Annotated in this window: 16 protein-coding genes and 3 pseudogenes; 12 read left to right on the top strand and 7 right to left on the bottom strand. The window is 44.2% G+C overall.

What is annotated here, in order from left to right; translation table 11 throughout:
• Window positions 1–28: 28 nt before the first annotated feature.
• From FM037_RS25895 to FM037_RS25865, 7 genes and pseudogenes are all read right to left on the bottom strand, one after another.
• Window positions 29–439 carry a hypothetical protein gene (locus FM037_RS25895; protein WP_144048369.1) on the bottom strand — a complete coding sequence of 137 codons (411 nt, stop codon included), beginning with the start codon at window positions 437–439 and terminating at the stop codon, window positions 29–31.
• Between the two features lie 683 nt (window positions 440–1,122).
• Window positions 1,123–2,067 carry an acyltransferase gene (locus tag FM037_RS25890; RefSeq protein WP_144048368.1) on the bottom strand — a complete coding sequence of 315 codons (945 nt, stop codon included), beginning with the start codon at window positions 2,065–2,067 and terminating at the stop codon, window positions 1,123–1,125.
• A 7-nt stretch (window positions 2,068–2,074) separates the two neighbouring features.
• Entirely contained in the window at window positions 2,075–2,980 is a 906-nt protein-coding gene (locus FM037_RS25885) for an acyltransferase (protein WP_144048367.1), read from the bottom strand.
• A 92-nt stretch (window positions 2,981–3,072) separates the two neighbouring features.
• Window positions 3,073–4,595, bottom strand: a pseudogene (locus FM037_RS25880) (YifB family Mg chelatase-like AAA ATPase).
• A 299-nt stretch (window positions 4,596–4,894) separates the two neighbouring features.
• On the bottom strand, window positions 4,895–5,299 hold the full coding sequence (locus FM037_RS25875; RefSeq protein ID WP_144048366.1) for a MaoC family dehydratase: 405 nt from the start codon (window positions 5,297–5,299) through the stop codon (window positions 4,895–4,897).
• Window positions 5,289–7,067: a class I poly(R)-hydroxyalkanoic acid synthase gene (phaC, locus tag FM037_RS25870; protein WP_144048365.1), complete on the bottom strand. Its 1,779-nt coding sequence runs from the start codon at window positions 7,065–7,067 to the stop codon at window positions 5,289–5,291. The genes FM037_RS25875 and phaC overlap by 11 nt, the downstream gene beginning before the upstream one ends.
• Before the next feature lie 54 nt (window positions 7,068–7,121).
• Complete coding sequence (locus FM037_RS25865; protein ID WP_144048364.1) at window positions 7,122–7,472, bottom strand: phasin family protein; 351 nt, start codon at window positions 7,470–7,472, stop codon at window positions 7,122–7,124.
• Between the two features lie 698 nt (window positions 7,473–8,170).
• On the opposite strand from FM037_RS25865, the gene FM037_RS25860 reads away from it, so the two are divergent.
• The 12 genes and pseudogenes from FM037_RS25860 to FM037_RS25800 all read left to right on the top strand — a co-directional run.
• Window positions 8,171–8,761, top strand: a complete 591-nt coding sequence (locus FM037_RS25860) for a TetR/AcrR family transcriptional regulator (RefSeq protein WP_144048363.1) — start codon at window positions 8,171–8,173, stop codon at window positions 8,759–8,761.
• A gap of 147 nt (window positions 8,762–8,908) precedes the next feature.
• A complete protein-coding gene (locus FM037_RS25855; RefSeq protein ID WP_144048362.1) occupies window positions 8,909–10,066 on the top strand; it encodes an iron-containing alcohol dehydrogenase in 1,158 nt (385 codons plus the stop codon).
• A 105-nt stretch (window positions 10,067–10,171) separates the two neighbouring features.
• Window positions 10,172–10,852 carry a type 1 glutamine amidotransferase domain-containing protein gene (locus tag FM037_RS25850; protein ID WP_144048361.1) on the top strand — a complete coding sequence of 227 codons (681 nt, stop codon included), beginning with the start codon at window positions 10,172–10,174 and terminating at the stop codon, window positions 10,850–10,852.
• A gap of 11 nt (window positions 10,853–10,863) precedes the next feature.
• Window positions 10,864–11,490 carry a glutathione S-transferase family protein gene (locus FM037_RS25845; RefSeq protein WP_144048360.1) on the top strand — a complete coding sequence of 209 codons (627 nt, stop codon included), beginning with the start codon at window positions 10,864–10,866 and terminating at the stop codon, window positions 11,488–11,490.
• Window positions 11,491–11,813: 323 nt separating this feature from the next.
• Entirely contained in the window at window positions 11,814–12,362 is a 549-nt protein-coding gene (gene cyaB, locus FM037_RS25840) for a class IV adenylate cyclase (RefSeq protein ID WP_144048359.1), read from the top strand.
• A 36-nt stretch (window positions 12,363–12,398) separates the two neighbouring features.
• On the top strand, window positions 12,399–13,445 hold the full coding sequence (locus tag FM037_RS25835; RefSeq protein WP_229381024.1) for an NAD(P)H-dependent flavin oxidoreductase: 1,047 nt from the start codon (window positions 12,399–12,401) through the stop codon (window positions 13,443–13,445).
• A gap of 754 nt (window positions 13,446–14,199) precedes the next feature.
• Entirely contained in the window at window positions 14,200–15,471 is a 1,272-nt protein-coding gene (locus FM037_RS25830; RefSeq protein WP_144048358.1) for a YeeE/YedE family protein, read from the top strand.
• Between the two features lie 190 nt (window positions 15,472–15,661).
• Window positions 15,662–16,639, top strand: a complete 978-nt coding sequence (locus FM037_RS25825) for a transposase (protein WP_144048357.1) — start codon at window positions 15,662–15,664, stop codon at window positions 16,637–16,639.
• A 662-nt stretch (window positions 16,640–17,301) separates the two neighbouring features.
• Complete coding sequence (locus FM037_RS25820; RefSeq protein ID WP_144048356.1) at window positions 17,302–17,811, top strand: HD domain-containing protein; 510 nt, start codon at window positions 17,302–17,304, stop codon at window positions 17,809–17,811.
• Window positions 17,812–17,857: 46 nt separating this feature from the next.
• On the top strand, window positions 17,858–18,574 hold the full coding sequence (locus FM037_RS25815; protein ID WP_144048355.1) for a hypothetical protein: 717 nt from the start codon (window positions 17,858–17,860) through the stop codon (window positions 18,572–18,574).
• A gap of 103 nt (window positions 18,575–18,677) precedes the next feature.
• Window positions 18,678–18,979 (top strand): annotated as a pseudogene (locus tag FM037_RS25810) (IS110 family transposase); the annotation flags it as partial.
• A 283-nt stretch (window positions 18,980–19,262) separates the two neighbouring features.
• Window positions 19,263–19,897 (top strand): annotated as a pseudogene (locus FM037_RS25800) (transposase); the annotation flags it as partial.
• Between the last annotated feature and the right edge of the window lie 312 nt (window positions 19,898–20,209).

Raw genomic sequence — 20,209 nt, 5'->3', positions numbered from 1 at the left:
ATACCGATTGGTATTCATCGCTAACCAGCTAGTTCAGTATGACTCTTGCGGTCACAGATACTGGTTGATTTGAATAGTTTCCCTTGGTTGCGATAAAGCTCTGACGAGAAAAGCTTTCGAGTTTAAGCTCATCGGTTTTCAAGCTGCCTGAGATCTGGGTGAGCTCCATGAGCTGTATCTCTCCCTGAGAGTTAATGGCAAAGTTAGCGGTAAAGTCGCCTGTAATTACTTGATCCTGAAATAATACTGACCAGTCCATCACGCCATCTTTCACAATCCAATATTGGCCGAGCTCGGATACACTAACATGCAGTACTTGCTGGGAGTGAGTGGTTGGTGCCAATATGCTGGTGCAACCCGTTATCGTTAACGAAATCATTATAATGATGCCGTTGAGCCAAGGTGATAACTTTTTCCCTGAAAACATTAAATTTCTCATTATTTTTACATCTTTAAGATTTATTTGTCTGGTTGAAGGATTTCAGTAGACATAAGCATCAAATAATAACTTTTCATCAACATAACCAGTCAAGAAATGACCTTGGGTGGTTTGTCGGCATGTTATAGAGGATTAGCTTAGTCACTAAATGTATCAATTTTACCGCGCGTAGCTGTTACGTCTGTTAATTGATCGCTTCTTAATTATAACGTTTAGAAACTTCCTTAAACAGAAGATTTTTATACTAAATTTGAATTTATGGGATCACAGTACATAAATTATTGGGTTTGATGGCAAAAGTATTTGGTCAATTGTGCCGGCTGCTGTGATTTGGATGTCTTTCGGATGGATGAAATTGGTGGATAGGAGATGTTATACCATTCCATATAAGTATCTGGTCAGTTCAGAGACTCTCAGATTTTTCAATTCAAGGCACATTGATGAGGAAATGGTTATTCCCTTTTAAGTCAATGTAACACAGAAGTGGAAACGCTGAGAGCCTCACGCAGTGCGGGTTTCAAAGCCCTTTATGCTGCGTTGAATGTTCTCGATATAGAATAACTATTAGCTTCAAACATTCGTCTTGCCTACAGTGCCTTGAACTCCCGCTGAATGATCAGATACTTACTCGGAATGGTATTAAGCCGAACAATCTAGGTCATGTTCGGCTAAACCGGATTAATCTATTGGTTAAGGCTTTGCTTTGCGTTTGTTGAATCAGCCTCTACTGCACCATGTTTTATCATCAACTGATGGATCTGCTCATCTTTCTCTTCCCAGACTTGATTTAACCAACGCTGGAAATCGACTCGGCACTGAGGCTCAGAAAAGTAGCGTTTGTTATCGACTTCAGGAACCGGAAGTATCTGAACTCTGATGACTACCTTCTTAATTTTACCGTGCATGACTTCCGATAGAGGATCGTCTTTCGCCTCAGGATAGACCACAGTGACATTAAGCAAATTGGTAAATTGTTCGCCCATGGCCGATAGCGTGAAGGCTATGCCGCCCGCCTTGGGGCGTAATAGATATCGGTAGGGAGAGTCTTGACGTCTATGCTTCTCTTTGGTGAAGCGACTGCCCTCGACATAGTTGATGATAGAGGTGGGCATGGTTTTAAACTTCTCACAGGCGCGTCTGGTAGAGATAAGGTCTTTACCTTTAAGCTTGGGATTCTTCTTTAGTTTTGCCGGGCTGGTTCGGCTCATGAATGGCATGTCTAAGGCCCAGCAGCCCAGTCCGATAAATGGAATGTACATCAATTCACGCTTGAGGAAAAACTTAAGCATAGGGATATTATTTCGCAGTACATAAGTTTGTACTGCGATATCCAAACCACTGAGGTGGTTACTGATGAGTAGATACCAGGATTTTTTATCCAAGTTCTCCAGCCCTTCGATGTCCCACTCTATGTCGGCAAGCAGGTGGAGAATGCCTCCATTACCGGTAGCCCAAGCCCACATAAAGCGATTCATAAGCTTAGTGAGCAAGTCGCGTCCCGCAGTAAAAGGAACAAACAACTTAATTATTCCACCAAGACTAATCAACCCAGCCCAAATGGTGGTATTGATGATTAATAGGAGTGAGCTCATAAAAAAGAGCACTGAACCAGGTAAAAAATTTAGCATCTTGAGGTCACACCTTCTGGTTTACGGCTTTTTCTTGGGCCAACAAATCAAGGGTCTTATCTTTCTCTAGCCAAAGTTGATTTAGTTGCTCCTGAAAAGCAATTTTAAACTCACGGTCTTTCATATAATCACCACGCATCGCCGTTGGGATCTCTGACACGCTGATATGCACATGCACTTCTTTTACCTGGCCACTGATGTATTCCCAGTAAGTTGGCACTTTCTCAGGATAGTAGATGGAGACATCGACCAACTTGTGAATATGCTCACCCATAGCCGAGAGGGCGAATGCCAGGCCGCCGGCCTTAGGCTTTAGCAGGTGTTTAAACTGTGAGTTTTGTTTTCTATGTTTGTCGGCTTTAAAGCGTGTGCCTTCGACAAAATTCATCACGCTGACAGGCTTAGACTTAAACTTAGCGCAGGCCTTGCGGGTGATCTCAATGTCTTTGCCCCTTAGCTTAGGGTTCTTTCTCAGTTGGGCCGTGCTGTAGCGACGCATGAAAGGAAAATCTAATGCCCACCAGGCTAATCCCAAGAATGGCACAAAGATCAGCTCCTTCTTGAGGAAGAACTTCAGGAAAGGAATCTTACGGTTCAGCACTCGTTGCAAAATTAAAATATCGACCCAAGATTGGTGATTGGCTATGACCATGTACCACTCTTTTGTCGAGAGTTCTGCATCGCTATGGATGTGCACATTTACCGGGTGAAAGATACGTTCTATTACACCGTTAATGGTGATCCAGCTGGTGGCACAACTGTCTAATAAGCTAGAGCAGGTGGTTCTGACCGCTGGGATAGGTATGAGTTTAATTGGGCTAAATATGATGATAGGAAGTACCCATAAAATAGTATTCACTAGCCAACACACGAACGCCAGACTGCCTCTGATTAATGACAAAACTCTACCCACCTAGTATCCCCCGACAAAATTGGAGACTTATAATATACCAATTGCATTAGATATGTAATTAATCCTGAGGGATTCACGCCGTGTGGCTAAGGTTAATATTGCGCCTTTAAGTTATTTAACAGTCGATCCATGGCTCTGTAGCCCAAGGCTTGAGCTATGTGTCTGCGTTCGACAGCTACACTCTGCTGTAAGTCGGCGATGGTGCGTGCGACTCTTTGTAAGCGATGATAGCTTCTTACCGATAAGCCTAACTTGTTGACGCTCATCTCCAGAAAAAGCAGGTCGGCCTGTTTGAATTGTCCTAATTGTTTAAGCTGCTTCCCGGTTAAGTCACTGTTGAGCACTCCTGCCCGCGCCAGTTGTGATTCTCTGGCCATTTTTACTCGCAGTGCTATTGATGCACTGGTTTCAGTCGAGGGCTCGATTTTGGTCAAGGCTCCGGGCGGGAGACGAGGGACCTCAATGGTGAGATCGAACCTGTCTAAGAAGGGGCCAGATAAGCGAGATAGGTATCTTTGTATCTGATCTGGCGTAGCTCTGGCATTATCGATATCACCACATGGACTCGGGTTCATTGCCGCTATCAGTTGAAAGCGGCTGGAAAATTTAAGCTTAGCCGCAGCGCGGGAGATGACCACCTCGCCACTTTCCATGGGCTCACGCAGACAGTCCAGAACTTTGCGAGGAAATTCGACCACCTCGTCGAGGAAGAGTACGCCTCTGTGAGCCAAAGATATTTCGCCAGGTTTGGGATGAGTGCCGCCGCCAACCAAAGAGACCGCAGAACTTGTGTGGTGGGGGTTGCGAAAGGGGCGTTTGTAAAAGGATTTGGGCTCGATAGCCTGACCCGCCACCGAATGTAAGGTGGCGACCTCCAGAGCCTCATCGTAGTTCAGTGGCGGTAATAGCTGCATTAAGCGACTGGCAAGCATACTCTTGCCGGTTCCTGGAGGTCCTAGAAGCATTACGTTATGATTGCCAGCCGCGGCAATTTCCAACCCCAGCTTGGCCTGATATTGACCGATGACATCGCTGAAGCAGAGATTAGTGTCGATATCTTCCGCTTCTATCCACTCCAGCCCTGGCTCTATGCCAGGCAACCTCGTCTGTCCGTGCAGGTATTCGCTTAAACCTTGCAGGTGAGTGGCAAAAAAAACCTTATTGAAACCGACTAATTCGGCATCGGCTCGATTATCCAGGGGATCACCAGGCGGGTACCTAGTTTTCGCGCCTCAACAATGACAGGTAGCAGACCCTGGCAATGCTTTATATGGCCAGACAGGGCTAACTCGCCAACAAACTCATGATCTTTTAGTGCGTTCTTGGGGATTTGTTTCGATGCCGCCAGAATGCCGATGGCAATGGGTAGATCGTAACGACCACCTTGCTTGGGAAGATCGGCAGGTGCTAGGTTTACTGTGATGCGGCGCATGGGGAATTCGAATCCGGCATTAATAATCGCGCTGCGAACACGCTCTTTGGCTTCCTTGACTGAAGTCTCCGGTAAACCGACCAGATTGAATGCGGGTAAACCATTGCTGAGATGAACTTCGACGGTAACCGGAGGGGCATCGACTCCCTTATTAGCTCTGGTAGCGACACAGGCGATGGCCATAAACAAATCCTTTTGTCTAGCTAAACTGCTTATTTTAAGTCACTGCTTCAGTGATCTAATCTGAGTGATTTATGTTAAGTGACCTATTCTAAGTGATTTATGTTAAGTGACCTATTCTAAGTGATTTATGTTAAGTGACCTATTCTAAATGATTTGGGTTTAAGTGTTTAATCTGTATTTTAGCTGCTGTAATGAGTGTAGCAGGTAAAATAGGGCAAGTGATATGGAGAGGGTAACTTGGTCGCTTGATAAAATAGCAATGCCTGAGCATTGCTATCTAGCTGACATATTCCTAAGTTTTAAACGGCTTGAGCCAGCTTAACGGTTGCTTCACCAGATATGGTCAACTCCATTTGCTGGTTAAACACTTCAGTGAGCAAGGTCACTATGGGCTTGTCTTCTCGAATCTGGGTCACGGTCACTTTGGCTGTGACTGATTCACCGACATAAATAGGCTTAGTGAACTTGATTGTCTGACCCAAATAGATACACCCTTTTCCCGGAAGCTTACTGGCTAACAGACCCGAGATCAGGCTGGATGCCAGCATGCCATGAACGATAGGCTTGCCAAATTGCGTGGTTGCCGCATATTCCTCATCGAGATGCACCGGATTAAAGTCTTCGGCAATCTTGGCGAAAGCCGCCACGGTTTCGGCATCGATGGTTTTTTCAATCGTCTCGGTATCGCCAATTTTAATCTTCATGTGATACTTCCTCTTTAGTTGCCTGGATGACGTCTGCAATACGTTGTTTTACATAAGTGCCCGGGGCGTCCAATTCACCTTGAAGAGTACGTGGTTCAATGCGCTCGCCGAAGTTGCGTTCATCGGCCCAGGTTTGCCAGTGCTGCCACCAGGAGCCGTCATGTTTATCGGCGGTACTCAGCCAATCTCTGGCATCCAGCTTGGTATCGGCATTTGTCCAGAAACCGTATTTCTGAGCATCCGGGTGATTCATAGGTCCGGCGATATGGCCACTCTCGCCCAGGACGAAGGTGCTATCGCCACCGAGCAGATGATTACCTTGGTATGTGCCTTGCCATAATGCGATGTGATCTTCGATAGCCGACATGAAATACACAGGAGCATTGACCTTTTGCAGATCTATAGCGACATTGCCTACCTTGAATTTTCCCTTCTCACAGAGCTCATTATTGAGATAGAACTGCCTCAACATCTGGTTATGACAGGCCGCTGTGATATTGGTGTTATCGCTATTCCAGAAGAGTAAGTCGAAAGCCATCGGGCTTTCACCCTTAAGATAATTGGTGATGTAGTAGTTCCAATACAGGGCATTTTCTCGTAGCAGGCTAAAAGATACCGCCATCTGTCGGCCGTCCATATAGCCTTTAATATTATTTTGAGCCTCGATGGCACTGATCATCTGGTCACTGATAAACACGCCTAACTCACCGGGATGAGAGAAGTCGAGCATAGTCGTTAGCAAGGTTGCAGACTTAATCCTCTGTTTAGTGCGCTTAGCCGCCATATAAGCCATCGTCGTGGTCAGTAATGTGCCGCCAATGCAGTAGCCGATACCGTTGACCTCACGCTCGCCTGTCTGCTTTTCAATGGCATCCAGTGCTGGGATCACACCTTGTAGCACATAATTCTCAAAACCCGTTGCAGCCATCTCGGCATTAGGGTTAGTCCAGGACATACAAAATACGGTATGGCCCTGGGCAGCGAGCCAACGGATATAGGAGCGTGACTCTCGTAGATCCATGATGTAGTACTTGTTGACGAATGGCGGGACTATGAGCAAGGGACGTTTATAAACCGTGTCTGTGGTCGGCTGATATTGGATCAGTTCGAATAACTCATTTTGAAATACGACCTTGCCTGGAGTGGCTGCGATATTCTCTCCTAATATGAAGGCCTTCTCATCTGTCATTCTAATGTTCAGGGTGTCGGCGCTTTGAGATAAGTCTTTGGCCAGTTGTTCAAAGCCACGAGCAAGATTTTCCCCATTCGTTTCCAGAGTCAGCTTGAGTATTTCTGGATTGGTCATGACGAAATTTGTTGGTGCCATGGCATTGAGAAACTGACGTGTAAAAAATTCGAGTCGATGTCGGGTTGGGTCATCGAGATCATCGGCAGAAGCGATTGAAGCTTCTATATTTTTACAGGTCAGCAGGTAACTTTGTTTAATGTAATTGTGAAAGGCATTCTCGCTCCAGGCTGGATCGCTGAAGCGTCGATCGGCTTTTTTATCTGTATCCGTTTGATCTGAGCAGGCACCTGTCACACAGGTATTAAACAGTTCCATCTGCTGCTGCCACCACTGCATCTGTTGCTCAAGGTGTGTCATCGGCTGATTACTGAAAGATTGCATCAGAGAGGCAAAATCTTGAGTCTGATTCTCCAGCAGGGCTTTTTGAGTCGGAGATTGGGATTGCAGCGGTTGTAGAAACTGCTGGTTCATTTTAAGGAGTTGATCGAATACATGGTGAAAGGGGGATTGATTAGTCATGAGTATTTTCCTCAATGGGATACCAGCAAAAGCGGCCCCTGAGGCCGCACGAAATTACTTTGCAGGTTTAGCCGCTTTAGTACTTTCATTCACATACTGATCGGCTGCCTGTTTGAAGGACTGGCCGATTTGAGTGAACTTCTGACTGTCTTCCATCAGTTGCTGGCTCACCTTAGTGATCAACTCGAGTTGTTTAGAACCGTGAGTCGCCAGGCTCTGTCCATCGCTAATCGATGTAGCACTCTTGACCTGCTCATTTCCTAGCGTGCTGTAGGCCTTCAGGCTTTCAAGCTGAATGCGTGAAAGCTGCTCGATATTCTCTGCGACTAGTTGGTTAAATTGGTTTAAAGGGGCAAACACTTGTTGTAGCTGGTCATTAAAAGATTTAAACATTTCCTGATTCATCGCTTTTATCTCCACTGTTAATCTACTTTGTCTTTGGCCCATTAGCCGACATCCCGTGTAATAAGCGATATCCAAACAAGTTGTAAAAACAAAAACGTTAAACAATTGTTTGAATTGCTTACGTTGCCGATACTGACAAGCAAAAATGACAATGTCATTACTTAATTTAACTCGTTGAATATATTTGTTAACATGATATTGATGATTTGATTTAAAACATTGGCAGTACTTGTTAAGGAACTCGCAATGTATCTAGCGTTGAAGCGTTTTGTTATTTGATCGTCTTGTTTGAAATTCTAATTCAAAAAACAATGTAAATATTTTGATATGTAATAAATAGTTGTGTTTATTTATTATCTCTTATCTGTTTTTATATCTTTAATCTGTATTTTTAATCTATTAATTACAAAAGTAACACTTGTGGTGATTAATATTCTTAACGTGATTTATTTGGCTGATGTCAATTAATTAAAAGATATTTAGTGCAAACAGACATATATAATATGAGTCATATACGTGAATAAGTCCGGACTAAATTTAATAGCTTACCTCCTTATTCGTCGATAATATTGTGGCTCTAATATCCGAGTTAAAATCAAGCAAGCGAATGACTTGCGGTACATGCTCGACTCACAGGTCTGATAGGATAAAAAAGAACCACTAGACGACTGGTCTAATTTGTCGTAGAATCGCTTCCTATGAAAACAGAATCACCGACACAATCCACTCGTCAGCATATCCTCGACGTAGGCTACAAGCTTATTGTCGCCAAGGGATTTTCCTGTATGGGACTATCGCAACTACTGCAAGCGGCAGAAGTGCCAAAGGGCTCCTTTTACCATTATTTCAAATCGAAAGAGCAATTTGGTGAAGCGCTTATCCAAGGTTACTTCGAAGGTTATAAAGCTGAGCTCGATAGCCTGTTTGGCAATACTAGCTTGAGCGGTTATGAACGTCTGATGACGTATTGGCTGAGATGGCTGACTGCACAGACCCAAGGTTGTATCGACCAGAAGTGTTTGGTGGTTAAGCTCAGCGCTGAAGTGGCCGACTTGTCTGAGGCTATGCGTTTAGCGCTTCTCAAAGGCTCCGCCGGCGTGATTCAGCGCCTGACCGATTGCATTACCGCAGGTATCGAAGATGGGTCCATCGCGGAGCAAGATCCACAATCTACAGCCGAAATGCTGTATCACATGTGGTTAGGTGCCAGTTTGATGAACAAATTGGGCCATAGCCCGGATGCACTCGATAGGGCCATACAAACGACTCAATCAGTCCTGCAACCTTAAGTTCGTACACGAATAAATTATTAGACTCCCGCGTGCCTGGTTAAGGTGCGCGGGGATTTTTTTCAATAAATACTAGACGACTGGTCTATTTCGTCTGATTAGACAATAGATTGGTTTCAAATAAGATCATTTATGTGAGGCAATGCCATGTTAAATTTCGATTACTACAACCCTACCCGCATCAGCTTTGGTGAGGGGAAAATTAGTGAACTAGATAAGTTAGTCCCACAGGGTGCCAAAGTCTTAGTGTTATTTGGCGGTAACAGTGCCCGAAAAACCGGTACTTTAGACGAAGTTAAACAGGCCCTGGGTCAACGTGAACTCATTGAGTTCGGTGGGATAGAGCCTAACCCAACCTATGAGACCTTGATGCAGGCGGTCGAGGTCGTCAAAGCAGAGAAGATCGACTTCTTATTGGCTGTGGGCGGCGGGTCTGTGATTGATGGCACTAAGTTTGTCGCTGCGGCGGCTGTTTTTGAGGGTGAACCTTGGGATATCTTGCTTAATTGGGGCGCGAATGTCACTCAGGCCATGCCTTTTGGCACAGTGTTAACGTTGCCGGCTACTGGCAGCGAGATGAATAATGCCAGCGTGGTGACCCGTAAATCCATCAAGGCCAAACTGCCATTCCGTAACGATCTTGTGTATCCGCAGTTTTCGGTATTGGATCCGACTAAGACCTATACCTTACCTGAGCGTCAGGTAGCTAACGGCGTCGTCGATGCTTTCGTGCATATCACCGAGCAATATCTGACATACCCGGTGAATGCTGCGGTTCAAGACAGAATAGCCGAAGGCCTACTCCAGACGCTTATAGAGTTAGGTCCTCAGGTACTCGTTAATCCTGATGACTATGACATACGTGCCAACTTGATGTGGGTCGCTACGACGGCGCTCAATGGCACCATAGGTAGCGGTGTTCCCCATGATTGGGCGACACATATGATCGGTCACGAGCTCACGGCTCTGTATAACATGGACCATGCCCGTACCTTGGCGGTCATTCTGCCATCCTTACTGGCGCTGACTAAAGACGCTAAGCGTGAAAAGTTACTGCAATTTGCTCATCGTGTGTGGCATCTGCAGCAAGGTAGCGATGATGAAAAAATTGAACTCGCGATCACTAAGACCCGCGACTTCTTCGAGGCCATGGGGATCCCGACTCGACTCTCTGACTATGACTTAGGTAAAAAAGATGTCGATGCCGTCGTCGCGCAATTAGAAGCGCACGGCATGGTGGCACTCGGTGAACATGAAAATATTGACCTAGCCATGAGTCGCGATATTTTAACCTTAGCGCTATAACTTGTTTGCATGAATTTCAACACAAGCCGTGGGTACGGCTTGTTAGTTCGGCTAACGACTAATACCTTTCGGTATGAAATTACTTTTGAATATTAAGGATCGAAAATGAACATTCTTATGGTACTGACCTCTCACGATAAACTCGGCGATACTGGCCTTAAGACAGGCTTTTGGTTAGAAGAGTTTGCCGCGCCTTTCTATGCATTTAAAGATAAAGGCCACAGCATTACATTGGCATCCCCCTTAGGTGGCCAGCCACCACTGGACCCTAAGAGTGATGAAGTCGATTTTCAAACGGCGGCGACACATAGATTCGCCAAAGACTCAGCATCTCAGGCGCTACTGGCTAACACCCAGATATTAAATACTATCAATGCCGAGGATTATGACGCGGTATTTTATCCCGGTGGTCATGGCCCATTATGGGATCTGGCCGAAGATAAAGATTCTATCGCACTGATTGAAGCGGTCCATCAGGCAGGCAAGACGCTTGGGCTAGTATGTCATGCACCAGCGGCGCTACTGCATCCCAAAGGGACCGATGGCAAGCCGTTAGTCGATGGCAAGCAAGTCACAGGGTTTAGTAACTCAGAAGAAGATGCAGTGCAGCTGACCGATATAGTGCCTTTCTTAGTGGAAGATATGCTGCAACAGCAGGGTGGCACATATGTGAAAGGCGATGATTGGGCAAGCTTTATTGTCACCGACGGCAACTTGATCACGGGTCAAAACCCGGCATCATCGGATGCGGTAGCCCATGCCATGATGGCGCAACTTAACCGCTAAGGAAGACAGTTATGATCACCTTGCACCATCTGAATAAGTCGCGTTCTAAACGTATTATCTGGTTACTCGAAGAGCTGGGTCAGGCTTATGAGATCAAGAGCTATCAACGTGATAGCCAGACATTTTTGGCGCCACCAGAGCTTAAGCAGATCCATGCTCTGGGTAAGTCTCCTGTTATCGAGTTCGACGGTCAGGTTATCGCCGAGTCAGGTGCGATAACCGAGTATCTGATCGAGCGATTCGCGGCCGATAGCTTAGCGCCCGCTCGTGACAGCCAAGATTATATCGATTATCTACAATGGCTCCACTTCGCCGAAAGCTCGGCAATATTGCCGTTGTTATTGCGTATGTTCGTCGAAAAAGATGGCTGCACCACTAACTTCCTCGAAGGCTATGCTAAGGTGGAAGTCGAGAAGGTGCTGAATTATTTCAACGCTATGCTCGAAGATAAAACCTATTTAGTCGGTGGTAAACTCAGCGGTGCGGATATCATGATGTCCTTTATCGTTGAGATAGTGCAAAACAATGGTGAGTTAGGCCAGTACCCTCATATCGAACGCTATGGGGCGTTATTAAGTCAGCATCCTCATTGGTTAAAGTCGGTTGAGATCGAAGCCAAGCTTGATGCGTCGGCTTAATAACCTGGTGTCTTAAAGCAGAGTAAACAAGCTCATTAGGTTGAGCTTGTTTAATTTTAGAATTAGCCTTTCATCAAAACCTCTAAATTCACTTATATAAAACTAGATAACCCAAGCTATTAGCAAAATATATAGCTGAAATCTATTTTGTTTTAATTATAAATTAACCAAGTAAATGACGTGGAGGCACAAGTCTGACGAGCCAGTTATTAACGCCAGAAATGTACCATATGGTCGTTTTTCTATCTCTGATTTGACTGATGCTTTTTGTTATCTAAGGGAGTAATATTTCAGCCTCTCAGGAATATAAGAAGTAGCATTCTATGAACAAGCATTTCGAAGGTAGATTTGAAGTTGAACTCAAGTATCGATTGAGTAACAGAGAGGGGTTTATTAAGGCATTAGCCGCTATGGCGCCTGAAGTGATGCACGAAGATAATCTGGAGCAGGATACTTACTTCGATCTGCCGGATTTAAGTCTGGAGAGCCAAAACAAATCTGTTTGTATCCGTGATATTCAACCCTCCGGCATCATGCTTTGGATAGTAAAGGGACCGGAAGCTGATCGCTGTGAAGCGGTAAATATCAATAATGCTACCAAAGCCAGAAGCATGCTCAGTACCATGGGCTATCGCCAGGTTCTGGAAGTGAAGAAGCTGCGTAGCATCTATTTTCTCGGAAAGTTTCACGTCACTGTAGACAGGCTCGAAGGCCTTGGGAATTTTGCCGAGCTTGCCATCATGACCGAAGATGAATCCAAGTTGGAGAGCTATCGATTGCAGCTCCTATCTCTGGCCGGGGAGCTGGGCTTGTCTTCTGAGCAGCTGGAAGTGCGTTCATACCGAGAGCTTCAAACGGAACTTGTGACTTAAGTTAATTCATATATATGATTGAAATGGAGTAGCAACATGATGCGTATACAAGAGCTCTTAGGTGTAGATTTACCTATTATTCAGGCCCCGATGGCCGGGGTTCAGAACAGTAAACTGGCATTGGCGGTCTCTTCCGTCGGCGCTCTGGGCTCTATTCCCTGCGCCATGCTCAGTCACGATGCCTTGAGGGCAGAGTTGAGCCATATTCAGTCGCAAACCCAAGCTCCCATCAATGTGAATTTTTTCAGTCATCATCAAGCCGAATTAAACGTCGAACGTGATGCTATATGGCGCAGGACCTTAGCCCCCTATTTTAGAGAATATTCCATCGACAGCGACGCATTACCCGAGGGGCCTAGCCGCCAACCGTTCAGCAATACCGTCGCAGATATCCTGGAGGAGTTTCGACCTCGAGTGGTGAGTTTCCACTTTGGTCTGCCTGAAAAAGCCCTGCTTGCACGGGTAAAAGCCTGGGGCGCGACAGTATTGAGTACGGCGACGACGCTGGAGGAGGCCCTCTGGCTCGAAGCCAATGGCGCCGACGCCATCATAGCTCAAGGTTTAGAGGCTGGTGGTCACAGGGGCATGTTCCTGTCAGAGGAGCTTGGTCTGCAGGTGAGTACCTACTCACTGCTACAACAAATTCTGGCACGGGTCAGCTTGCCCGTAATAGCGACAGGCGGCATTGTTGACGCCAAAGGCGTAAGCGCAGCTCTCTCACTCGGCGCGGCGGCGGTACAAGTCGGCACCGCTTATTTGTTGTGTGATGAAACCAACACCAGCACGCTACACAGGCAAGCCATCAAGAGTAATCGCTCACATAAAACGGTTATCACCAACCTGTTCTCCGGCAAACCGGCCCGTGGCATCGTCAACCGGGTCATACATGAGCTTGGTCCCATAAGCGAGCTCGCCCCAGAATTTCCCCATGCCGCCACTGCGATAACAGCTATCAGACAGCAAGCCGAAGCCCAAGGCTGCAGTGACTTCTCTCCACTCTGGTGCGGCCAAAACACCACAGGCTGCAAAGAGATCTCGGCAGCTGAGCTAACTTTGGAGTTAGCCAGAGGTGTGGAAGTATAGTTAGACTTCGTCTAACAATGAAAGTCATGGGTGTAGCTACTTTGATTTACCCAAAGTTGGCAAATGTATTAGATAACCAAGCTGCGCTTGAGCTTTATAATTAGACTTCGTCTAATAACTAAAGTCGTGGGTCTTCAACCCCTTTCCGTTGTTAAGAGTCGACCAAGGAGGACTGTCCTCATCAACAACATCCTGTCTAAGGGCCAGTTCGCCATCCATGGCTCTCGCTCAAAGAGGCCATTATCATGACCTTCGCCCCTGCATCCACCATAACGCCCCGGCGAAGTTACATGCATTGAGTACGGGCCTCATACTCCAATAAAAATTGCCTAACGGCTCAGATGCTACATCCATGTAGCCCCGAGCCTGAACCATCATCCATGATGGTTCTACAGCATTTTCATCTGCATATTTCGGTAACTTCCAACGGGGAATTATTGAACCAGCAGGCTATCAGAGAGATTCTAGCGTATATGAATTGGCAGGTTTCATTGCAGGGAGTGCTGTCATTGGTGGCAAAACTTGAATGGAGTAGAAGCCAATTCGTTCTGACTCCTTTGTTTGGTGCTCTTAATACAAGCGTATGAGTTATTACAAAGGGGTCTATCTAAAACACGCTATAGCGATAGACAGAAACAGCTAGATTCACCACAATCTGCAACCTAAATGACAGGAACGGCAAAGCGTTTGAAAAGCATAACGTTTTGTTTGTTTTTTGTTTGGTATTTGTTATTGAGTGTGGTTGGTTAGTCCTGTGGTTATAAATAAGAATCAAGCGGTGATGGCCGTAACAATTTTACTGTTGACGTTAGTGGTTGGCGCAACTCAGTTAGCCAATGACGGGCTCTTTTTACGTTTGTTATTAGGGCTCAGCTTAGGCTTTGCTTTAGTCAAGGGAGCCGTTGGTTTTGCCGGTAGTATTAACCGAGCTTACCGCCGAGGTTCAACGCAGTTATTGCAAACCCTGATGTTTATGTTTGTGATCACTGCAATCATCAATGCCGGTTTACTGCTTAATGCTGACAGCCAGAACTATAATTTATGGATTAATCCTATCAATGCAGGGCTGCTCATTGGCGGCATCATGTTTGGCGCAGGCATGAGCTTATCAAGCTGCTGCGCAACCGGCGTGATGGTGGAGCTTGTCAGTGATGTCCCAAGAGCTGCAACGACATTGGTGTTTTTTGGCGCTGGGGTCTTCTTTGGCTTTCCATTACAAAGCAGCCAAAGCTGGATAACTGATTCGTGGTTTTCATCAGCAAGCTATCAAGGTAAAGGCGTCTTTTTGCCTGACTTGTTTGCTGGTACACCGCTGAATGGTTATTTTATGTCTATATTAGTGACCCTATTTTTAGCGTTAAGCGTAGTGGTTATTGCCAAAAAGTATGAAAATTATCGCCGCCGCAATGGCTCATATTTAGGTGTGTCGAGTGAAATTGAGCGGCAGAATATTCAACATCAAAGCAATCAAAACGGCGAAGATAAATCGTTTAGATTATTCAGCCGTGAAACATATCAAAACTGGTTCGCTAATCTCTGGCAAATGCGCACCACCGCGTTAGTCATAGCGGTTATTTTTGGCATCATGATGGCAAGTACCGGCTCAGGCTGGGGAGCGTCGACACCCTTTGGTATCTGGTTCGCAAAGGGATTGATGTTCTTTGGGGTCGAATTAAGCACCATTACCGAGATAAGCCAGCGACCTGAAGCTATGTTTACCACGCCGTTTTTTGAACATGGCGTGTCAGTGCAAAACTTGGCTATTTTATTAGGCACCTTAATAGCGGTGTTGTTTATGGGTAAGTTTAAGTTTTCATTTACCCTAAACCACTCAGCTAAACAGCTGGCGCTTTTTGCTTTAGGTGGATTATTAATGGGATTTGGTACTCGTTTTGCCAATGGCTGTAATGTGGGAGCATTGTTCACCCCTATCGCTAACTTCTCATTATCTGGATGGGTGTATTTACTGGTAATGATTGGTGGTGCTATCGCAGGCAACCGTTTCCAGCAAGCGGTGATGAAGTAACTCACTGCTAGAACGCTTAGCTGCGAGTTAACGGTTCACCGAATACGGAACGCTGCGCTCACAGATAAAGCGATAAGTATAAACAGTGCCACCCAGACTTAATGGCGTATAAACAGTGCCACCCAGACTTAATGGCGTATTTTCACCCCTCTTACTAAGCTTTAATGAAGAGCTTAAGTGGGAGATTGTTATGCCGCGTCCAAGAAGAACTCAAGTCAGTATTGAAGACACGCCAATGTACCATTGCTGTAGTAGGGTAACCAGAAGAGCCTTCCTTTTTGGATATGATGAGCTTACTGGTAAGAACTATGACCATAGGCGTGGCTGGGTTGAATCTCAGTTACTGAAATTATCGGGTGTGTTTGCTATAGATATTGCAGCCTATGCAGTGATGTCTAATCATCTACATGTTGTTCTTAGTGTTGATATTTATGAGTCAAATCGTTGGACTGACAAAGAAGTGGTTAAGCACTGGCATCAAATATTTTTGGGAACTGAAGTCACTCAAAAATTTGCTAAAGGTGAAGTGATAGAAAGCTTCGAAGTTAACAGTTTAAAGCATTCGATTGCTCTATATCGAAGTCGATTAAGTGATATCAGCTGGTTTATGCGGTCGCTCAATGAACCCATTGCCCGCATGGCAAACAAAGAAGATAAGTGTACAGGTCGTTTTTGGGAAGGACGCTTTAAAAGCCAAGCATTATTAGATGAAGCAGCTGTACTTGCCTGCATGACTTACGTAGACCTTAATCCTATCAGAGCAAAAATGGCCGATACGCCAGAGCAATCAGACTACACGAGTATTCAGCTTAGAATCCAATCCGCCCTCAATGGCAAACAACCAGCCAAACTCCTCTCTTTTATTGGTAATGAGCGCTTAAATCAACCTAAAGGGATAAACTTCACACTGAAAGACTACCTTGAATTGGTTGATGAAACAGGCCGAATGATTCGAGATGATAAGCGAGGAGCCATATCAGCCAATGCTGAAAAAATTCTGGCAAGGTTAAATATTCCTTGTGAGAATTGGTTAAAAATCACCGCTGATTTTGGCAAGTTATTTCATGGTCCAGTGGGGACATTACAAGAGCTGACGAGTTACTGTGAACATTTGGGTAAACGACGACGGCACTTTTCTCAAAACTGCCAGTATTTTCAAGCTGGCTAAGCGTTTCAATCACTCCTCCTGTTAAAGTAGGCTCATTATGAATTGAGTCAAAACCTGCTATCTGAATTTCATCATTATCGCCTCTAAATACCCACTCCCAGTACTTTTTAAGCTTCGAATAATGTATAGACCCATTCGATTGGTTTTATCGCCAAGTAGAGCATTGATAACCAGCTATACTCACTATGTTATTGATTAGCCATGGGTGGCACGATTTATTGTGATTAGCCATGGGTGGCACGATTTATTATTGGCACGATTTATTATTGCACGATTTATTATTGTTATTTTTGGATCACGAGGGTCGTGGAATTGATTTAGGTGGCTTATGACTGATTACAATGTAAAGAACTCAAAAATTTAAACCTAATGATATATTAAGTGGTTATAAAAGGTTCATGAAAACCCCGTGCCTTGTAACCTATCTCGACGATTTGTTTCGCTACCATCGTTTCACTTTGCTTGACTGTATAGAAATACACCCCTTGATGTGCGGTAACTGTTATCAGGGAGTAACAGCGTGTAGAGCACTAATAAAACGGTGAAGGCAGGAAAGCTATTTAATATGAGAAGTGTGAACGAAAGCTGGTTTTTTAATCTTTTTGTACATAGTAAAACTGATAATATCAAATAAAGCTTTGTTATTTTTAGGCGATAGGTAAATGGGTACATCAAATAAGCCATTACCAAGATATTTTAAATATTGGGGGAAGGCAGTAAAAAACGAAGGTGGTAGTGATGATGCGTATCATTTATTACCTTATCATTGTTTAGATGTGACAGCCGTCGGCCAACAATTGCTCTGTTCTAATAAACCCCTTACCAAAGCTCTCGCCGATTTTCTCGAATTATCACCACAGCAGCTCAATGCATTATTTGTGTTTAGCTTAGCATTACATGATTTAGGTAAGTTCGCTTCCGCATTTCATGTGGCGGACCGGGATAACCCTCTTATCAGTGCAAGTAGTCGGTTTGACTATGATGGTTCGCAGTACAGGCACGACCGTATGGGGTTGTACTTTTGGCAAAATATAGAGTTGAGCTTTTTTGAGGCTGCCAATTCATTTATCAATAATGCCTACGCATTGATTCAACCTGATTTCCCTCTGGACATCCTTCATACACCAGAAATTACTATAGGTCAGAGTTGCTTATGTTTAAGAAACGAATGACGGCTCGATCTCAGTTTATGACAGAACCGATTAATAGAGGTGTGAAATGGCTTACGAAGCTCTAGCAGATAATTTTCAAGACGGAGATGTAATTTACGGTTTAGATGTTCCTCGAGCCGTAGCATTACAAATGCTTAAAAGCCGATATGTAAATCGAACTCAGCCAATCATAAACGTCTATTGCTGTGGATTGTTTAGCTCAACTACCACTAAAAGGCACATCATAATTCAAAATGATCTTACTAATGCAGTCTGGAATCCGAGCTTGCCCGGGAGGTATTCTAGTAATAAAAGCATTAATAGTGAGTTAGTTGACGGTCAGCGAGGAATTGCTTTTAAAAACTTCTTGGGAAATCACCCCAATTATAATGTTGCTTCTCGGCTTGATCTAGAAATTGACTTAGTAAAAAGATCTAAAAATGCATGGCAACGTACAAGTAAATCTGGGCTGGAATTCCATGTGAAATCTAAGGGTACCGTGCATTTTATCATAACAAATTTACAGATCGATGCAGTCGTATCAAAGGTAGGGTATGGTGAAAGTATAACCAGTGCAGAATTGCGTTGGTTATATAGGCATAAGAACGTGCAAGATGTTATTGGTCATGTAAAATTTTATGTGGCAGATAAAGAAGTTCTTTATCGCGATGTGTTTAATAATCCAGCTTGGGAGACTTATACATCGAGTAAGACATACGGTAGTGACTGGAAAGTTACGACAATTTCAAAAATGATTGATCTGGTGAAAAATCGACGTTGTTGAATAAATAAGAAAACAAGACTGAATGTGAGATAATTGGACTCCCCACACTAATAAAGTAAGTTAATATGATTATCAAAATGAAAATATAATCAGGGGTATTATCATGCGCAATACTATCGTTGGCGTTGATTTAGCTAAAAATGTTATCCAAGTTTGTGTTTATAGAAACAAAAAGCAATAGAGTCAGGGCATGATGGTCGCCTAATTTCAGCGAAATTAGTATCGGCAGTCAGGAAAAATCAAAAAACAGATAAAAATGACGCGTTAGCAGTCATTCAAGCCACAATGCTGCCAGATGTGAACTTTATAACGGGTAAAAGTGTTGAACAACAATTACAATCAATTAAGCGATTGAGAGAGTTGACTATAAAACAAAGGGATGCCTCTCACAAGCAAGTCGCATCCAGGGTGAGAGCGTGAACGTTTTTGAGCTATAGAAGAATGGTAAGTACTGTTTATTTATATCCAATAGGCTGTAACAGATGGCAATTTAGAATGTTTATTAAACAATCCGAGAGTGTGGATATACATTCTCAACAAAAGATTATCCAACTTATCAATCTGTACAAAACTTGTACAGCAGGCTGCAGAGAAACTATAACAATGCTCAGTTTTCACTCTCGTAACTAATCAATGTTTAGGCGCGTCAGTTTATTTTTAACATAAAATCAACTCACGCTCTTGCCCTGAAGTCGCATCCCTATTGCATGAATTAAACTTTAGAGTGCCAAATAGCATTTCTGGTATGGAAAATTCAATTGAAGATATATTAGAGGACGCTACTAATAAGTTGTCATTTCAATTTAGAGAGGCCCTTAATGAGGCCATGAATCAATTAACCTCATTAGCCGAAACAGTCTCAACCTATGACCGTTGTTTAGAGATGTCAATTCAGGATCATCCTGAGTGTCAGAAGTTATTAAAACTTGAAGGTGTAGTGTAGGGCCAATAAACGCGATTAATCTCTATATTGCTCTTGGTTGTGCTGATATAGGCACATTTAGCCGAGGTCGAGATGCATCAGCTTGCATAGGTGTTACCCCCATTCAGCATTCTTCAGGTGGAAAAACAAAATTAGGCACAATAGGCAAAGGGTCTAAAAATAATATACTTCGAAGCCAATTAATTACAGGGGCTATGGCGGAAGTGCGGCATATTAAAAACAAAGAAGCAAAAACAAAGAAAGAGCAGTGGCTAAAATCACTGATTGATCGGCGCGGGAATAAGTGCGCAGCCGTCGCATTGGCGAATAAAACGGTAAGAACGGCTTTTGCCATGTTAACGAAAGGGACAGAGTATAAAGCCGAATTACTGACAGTGTAAAAAGGTCCATACGACAGATAAAAGAGTTCACACAATAAAAATGCATAAACGAAGATAAAAATCAGTAAGTTAAGTCAGTCGTAAGCATAGAGCCACCAAAATACTTGGCAAGCTCGCTTGTGAGATTTGACAGCTTGTCCGTGTAAATATCATAGAGCCAGAGTTAGCTACTCAAAGTAGAGCTCGTACATAAGCACGCATTTATTTCTTTTGTTTATTTAGGTTTATTGTTGACAACGGGGAATCCACATAAGCTTACGCAGCAAAGGCTATAGCTTAATTGAGCAGGATTTTATTGCTGCTTAGCATGAA

It is taken from the genome of Shewanella psychropiezotolerans, from assembly GCF_007197555.1.
GTDB classification, from domain to species: Bacteria; Pseudomonadota; Gammaproteobacteria; order Enterobacterales; family Shewanellaceae; genus Shewanella; species Shewanella psychropiezotolerans.
Note: the sequence above shows the minus strand (reverse complement) of the source record. Positions and strands in the feature narration are given on the sequence as shown.

Excerpts from the sequence above, each read along its gene's own strand:
- cyaB (WP_144048359.1), top strand. The coding sequence starts at position 11,814 with ATGAACAAGCATTTCGAAGGTAGATTTGAAGTTGAACTCAAGTATCGA.
- FM037_RS25820 (WP_144048356.1), top strand. The coding sequence starts at position 17,302 with ATGGGTACATCAAATAAGCCATTACCAAGATATTTTAAATATTGGGGG.
- FM037_RS25825 (WP_144048357.1), top strand. The coding sequence starts at position 15,662 with ATGCCGCGTCCAAGAAGAACTCAAGTCAGTATTGAAGACACGCCAATG.
- FM037_RS25850 (WP_144048361.1), top strand. The coding sequence starts at position 10,172 with ATGAACATTCTTATGGTACTGACCTCTCACGATAAACTCGGCGATACT.
- FM037_RS25845 (WP_144048360.1), top strand. The coding sequence starts at position 10,864 with ATGATCACCTTGCACCATCTGAATAAGTCGCGTTCTAAACGTATTATC.
- FM037_RS25890 (WP_144048368.1), bottom strand. The coding sequence starts at position 2,067 with ATGCTAAATTTTTTACCTGGTTCAGTGCTCTTTTTTATGAGCTCACTC.
- FM037_RS25860 (WP_144048363.1), top strand. The coding sequence starts at position 8,171 with ATGAAAACAGAATCACCGACACAATCCACTCGTCAGCATATCCTCGAC.
- FM037_RS25835 (WP_229381024.1), top strand. The coding sequence starts at position 12,399 with ATGATGCGTATACAAGAGCTCTTAGGTGTAGATTTACCTATTATTCAG.
- FM037_RS25895 (WP_144048369.1), bottom strand. The coding sequence starts at position 439 with ATGAGAAATTTAATGTTTTCAGGGAAAAAGTTATCACCTTGGCTCAAC.
- FM037_RS25875 (WP_144048366.1), bottom strand. The coding sequence starts at position 5,299 with ATGAAGATTAAAATTGGCGATACCGAGACGATTGAAAAAACCATCGAT.
- FM037_RS25815 (WP_144048355.1), top strand. The coding sequence starts at position 17,858 with ATGGCTTACGAAGCTCTAGCAGATAATTTTCAAGACGGAGATGTAATT.
- phaC (WP_144048365.1), bottom strand. The coding sequence starts at position 7,067 with ATGACTAATCAATCCCCCTTTCACCATGTATTCGATCAACTCCTTAAA.
- FM037_RS25865 (WP_144048364.1), bottom strand. The coding sequence starts at position 7,472 with ATGAATCAGGAAATGTTTAAATCTTTTAATGACCAGCTACAACAAGTG.
- FM037_RS25855 (WP_144048362.1), top strand. The coding sequence starts at position 8,909 with ATGTTAAATTTCGATTACTACAACCCTACCCGCATCAGCTTTGGTGAG.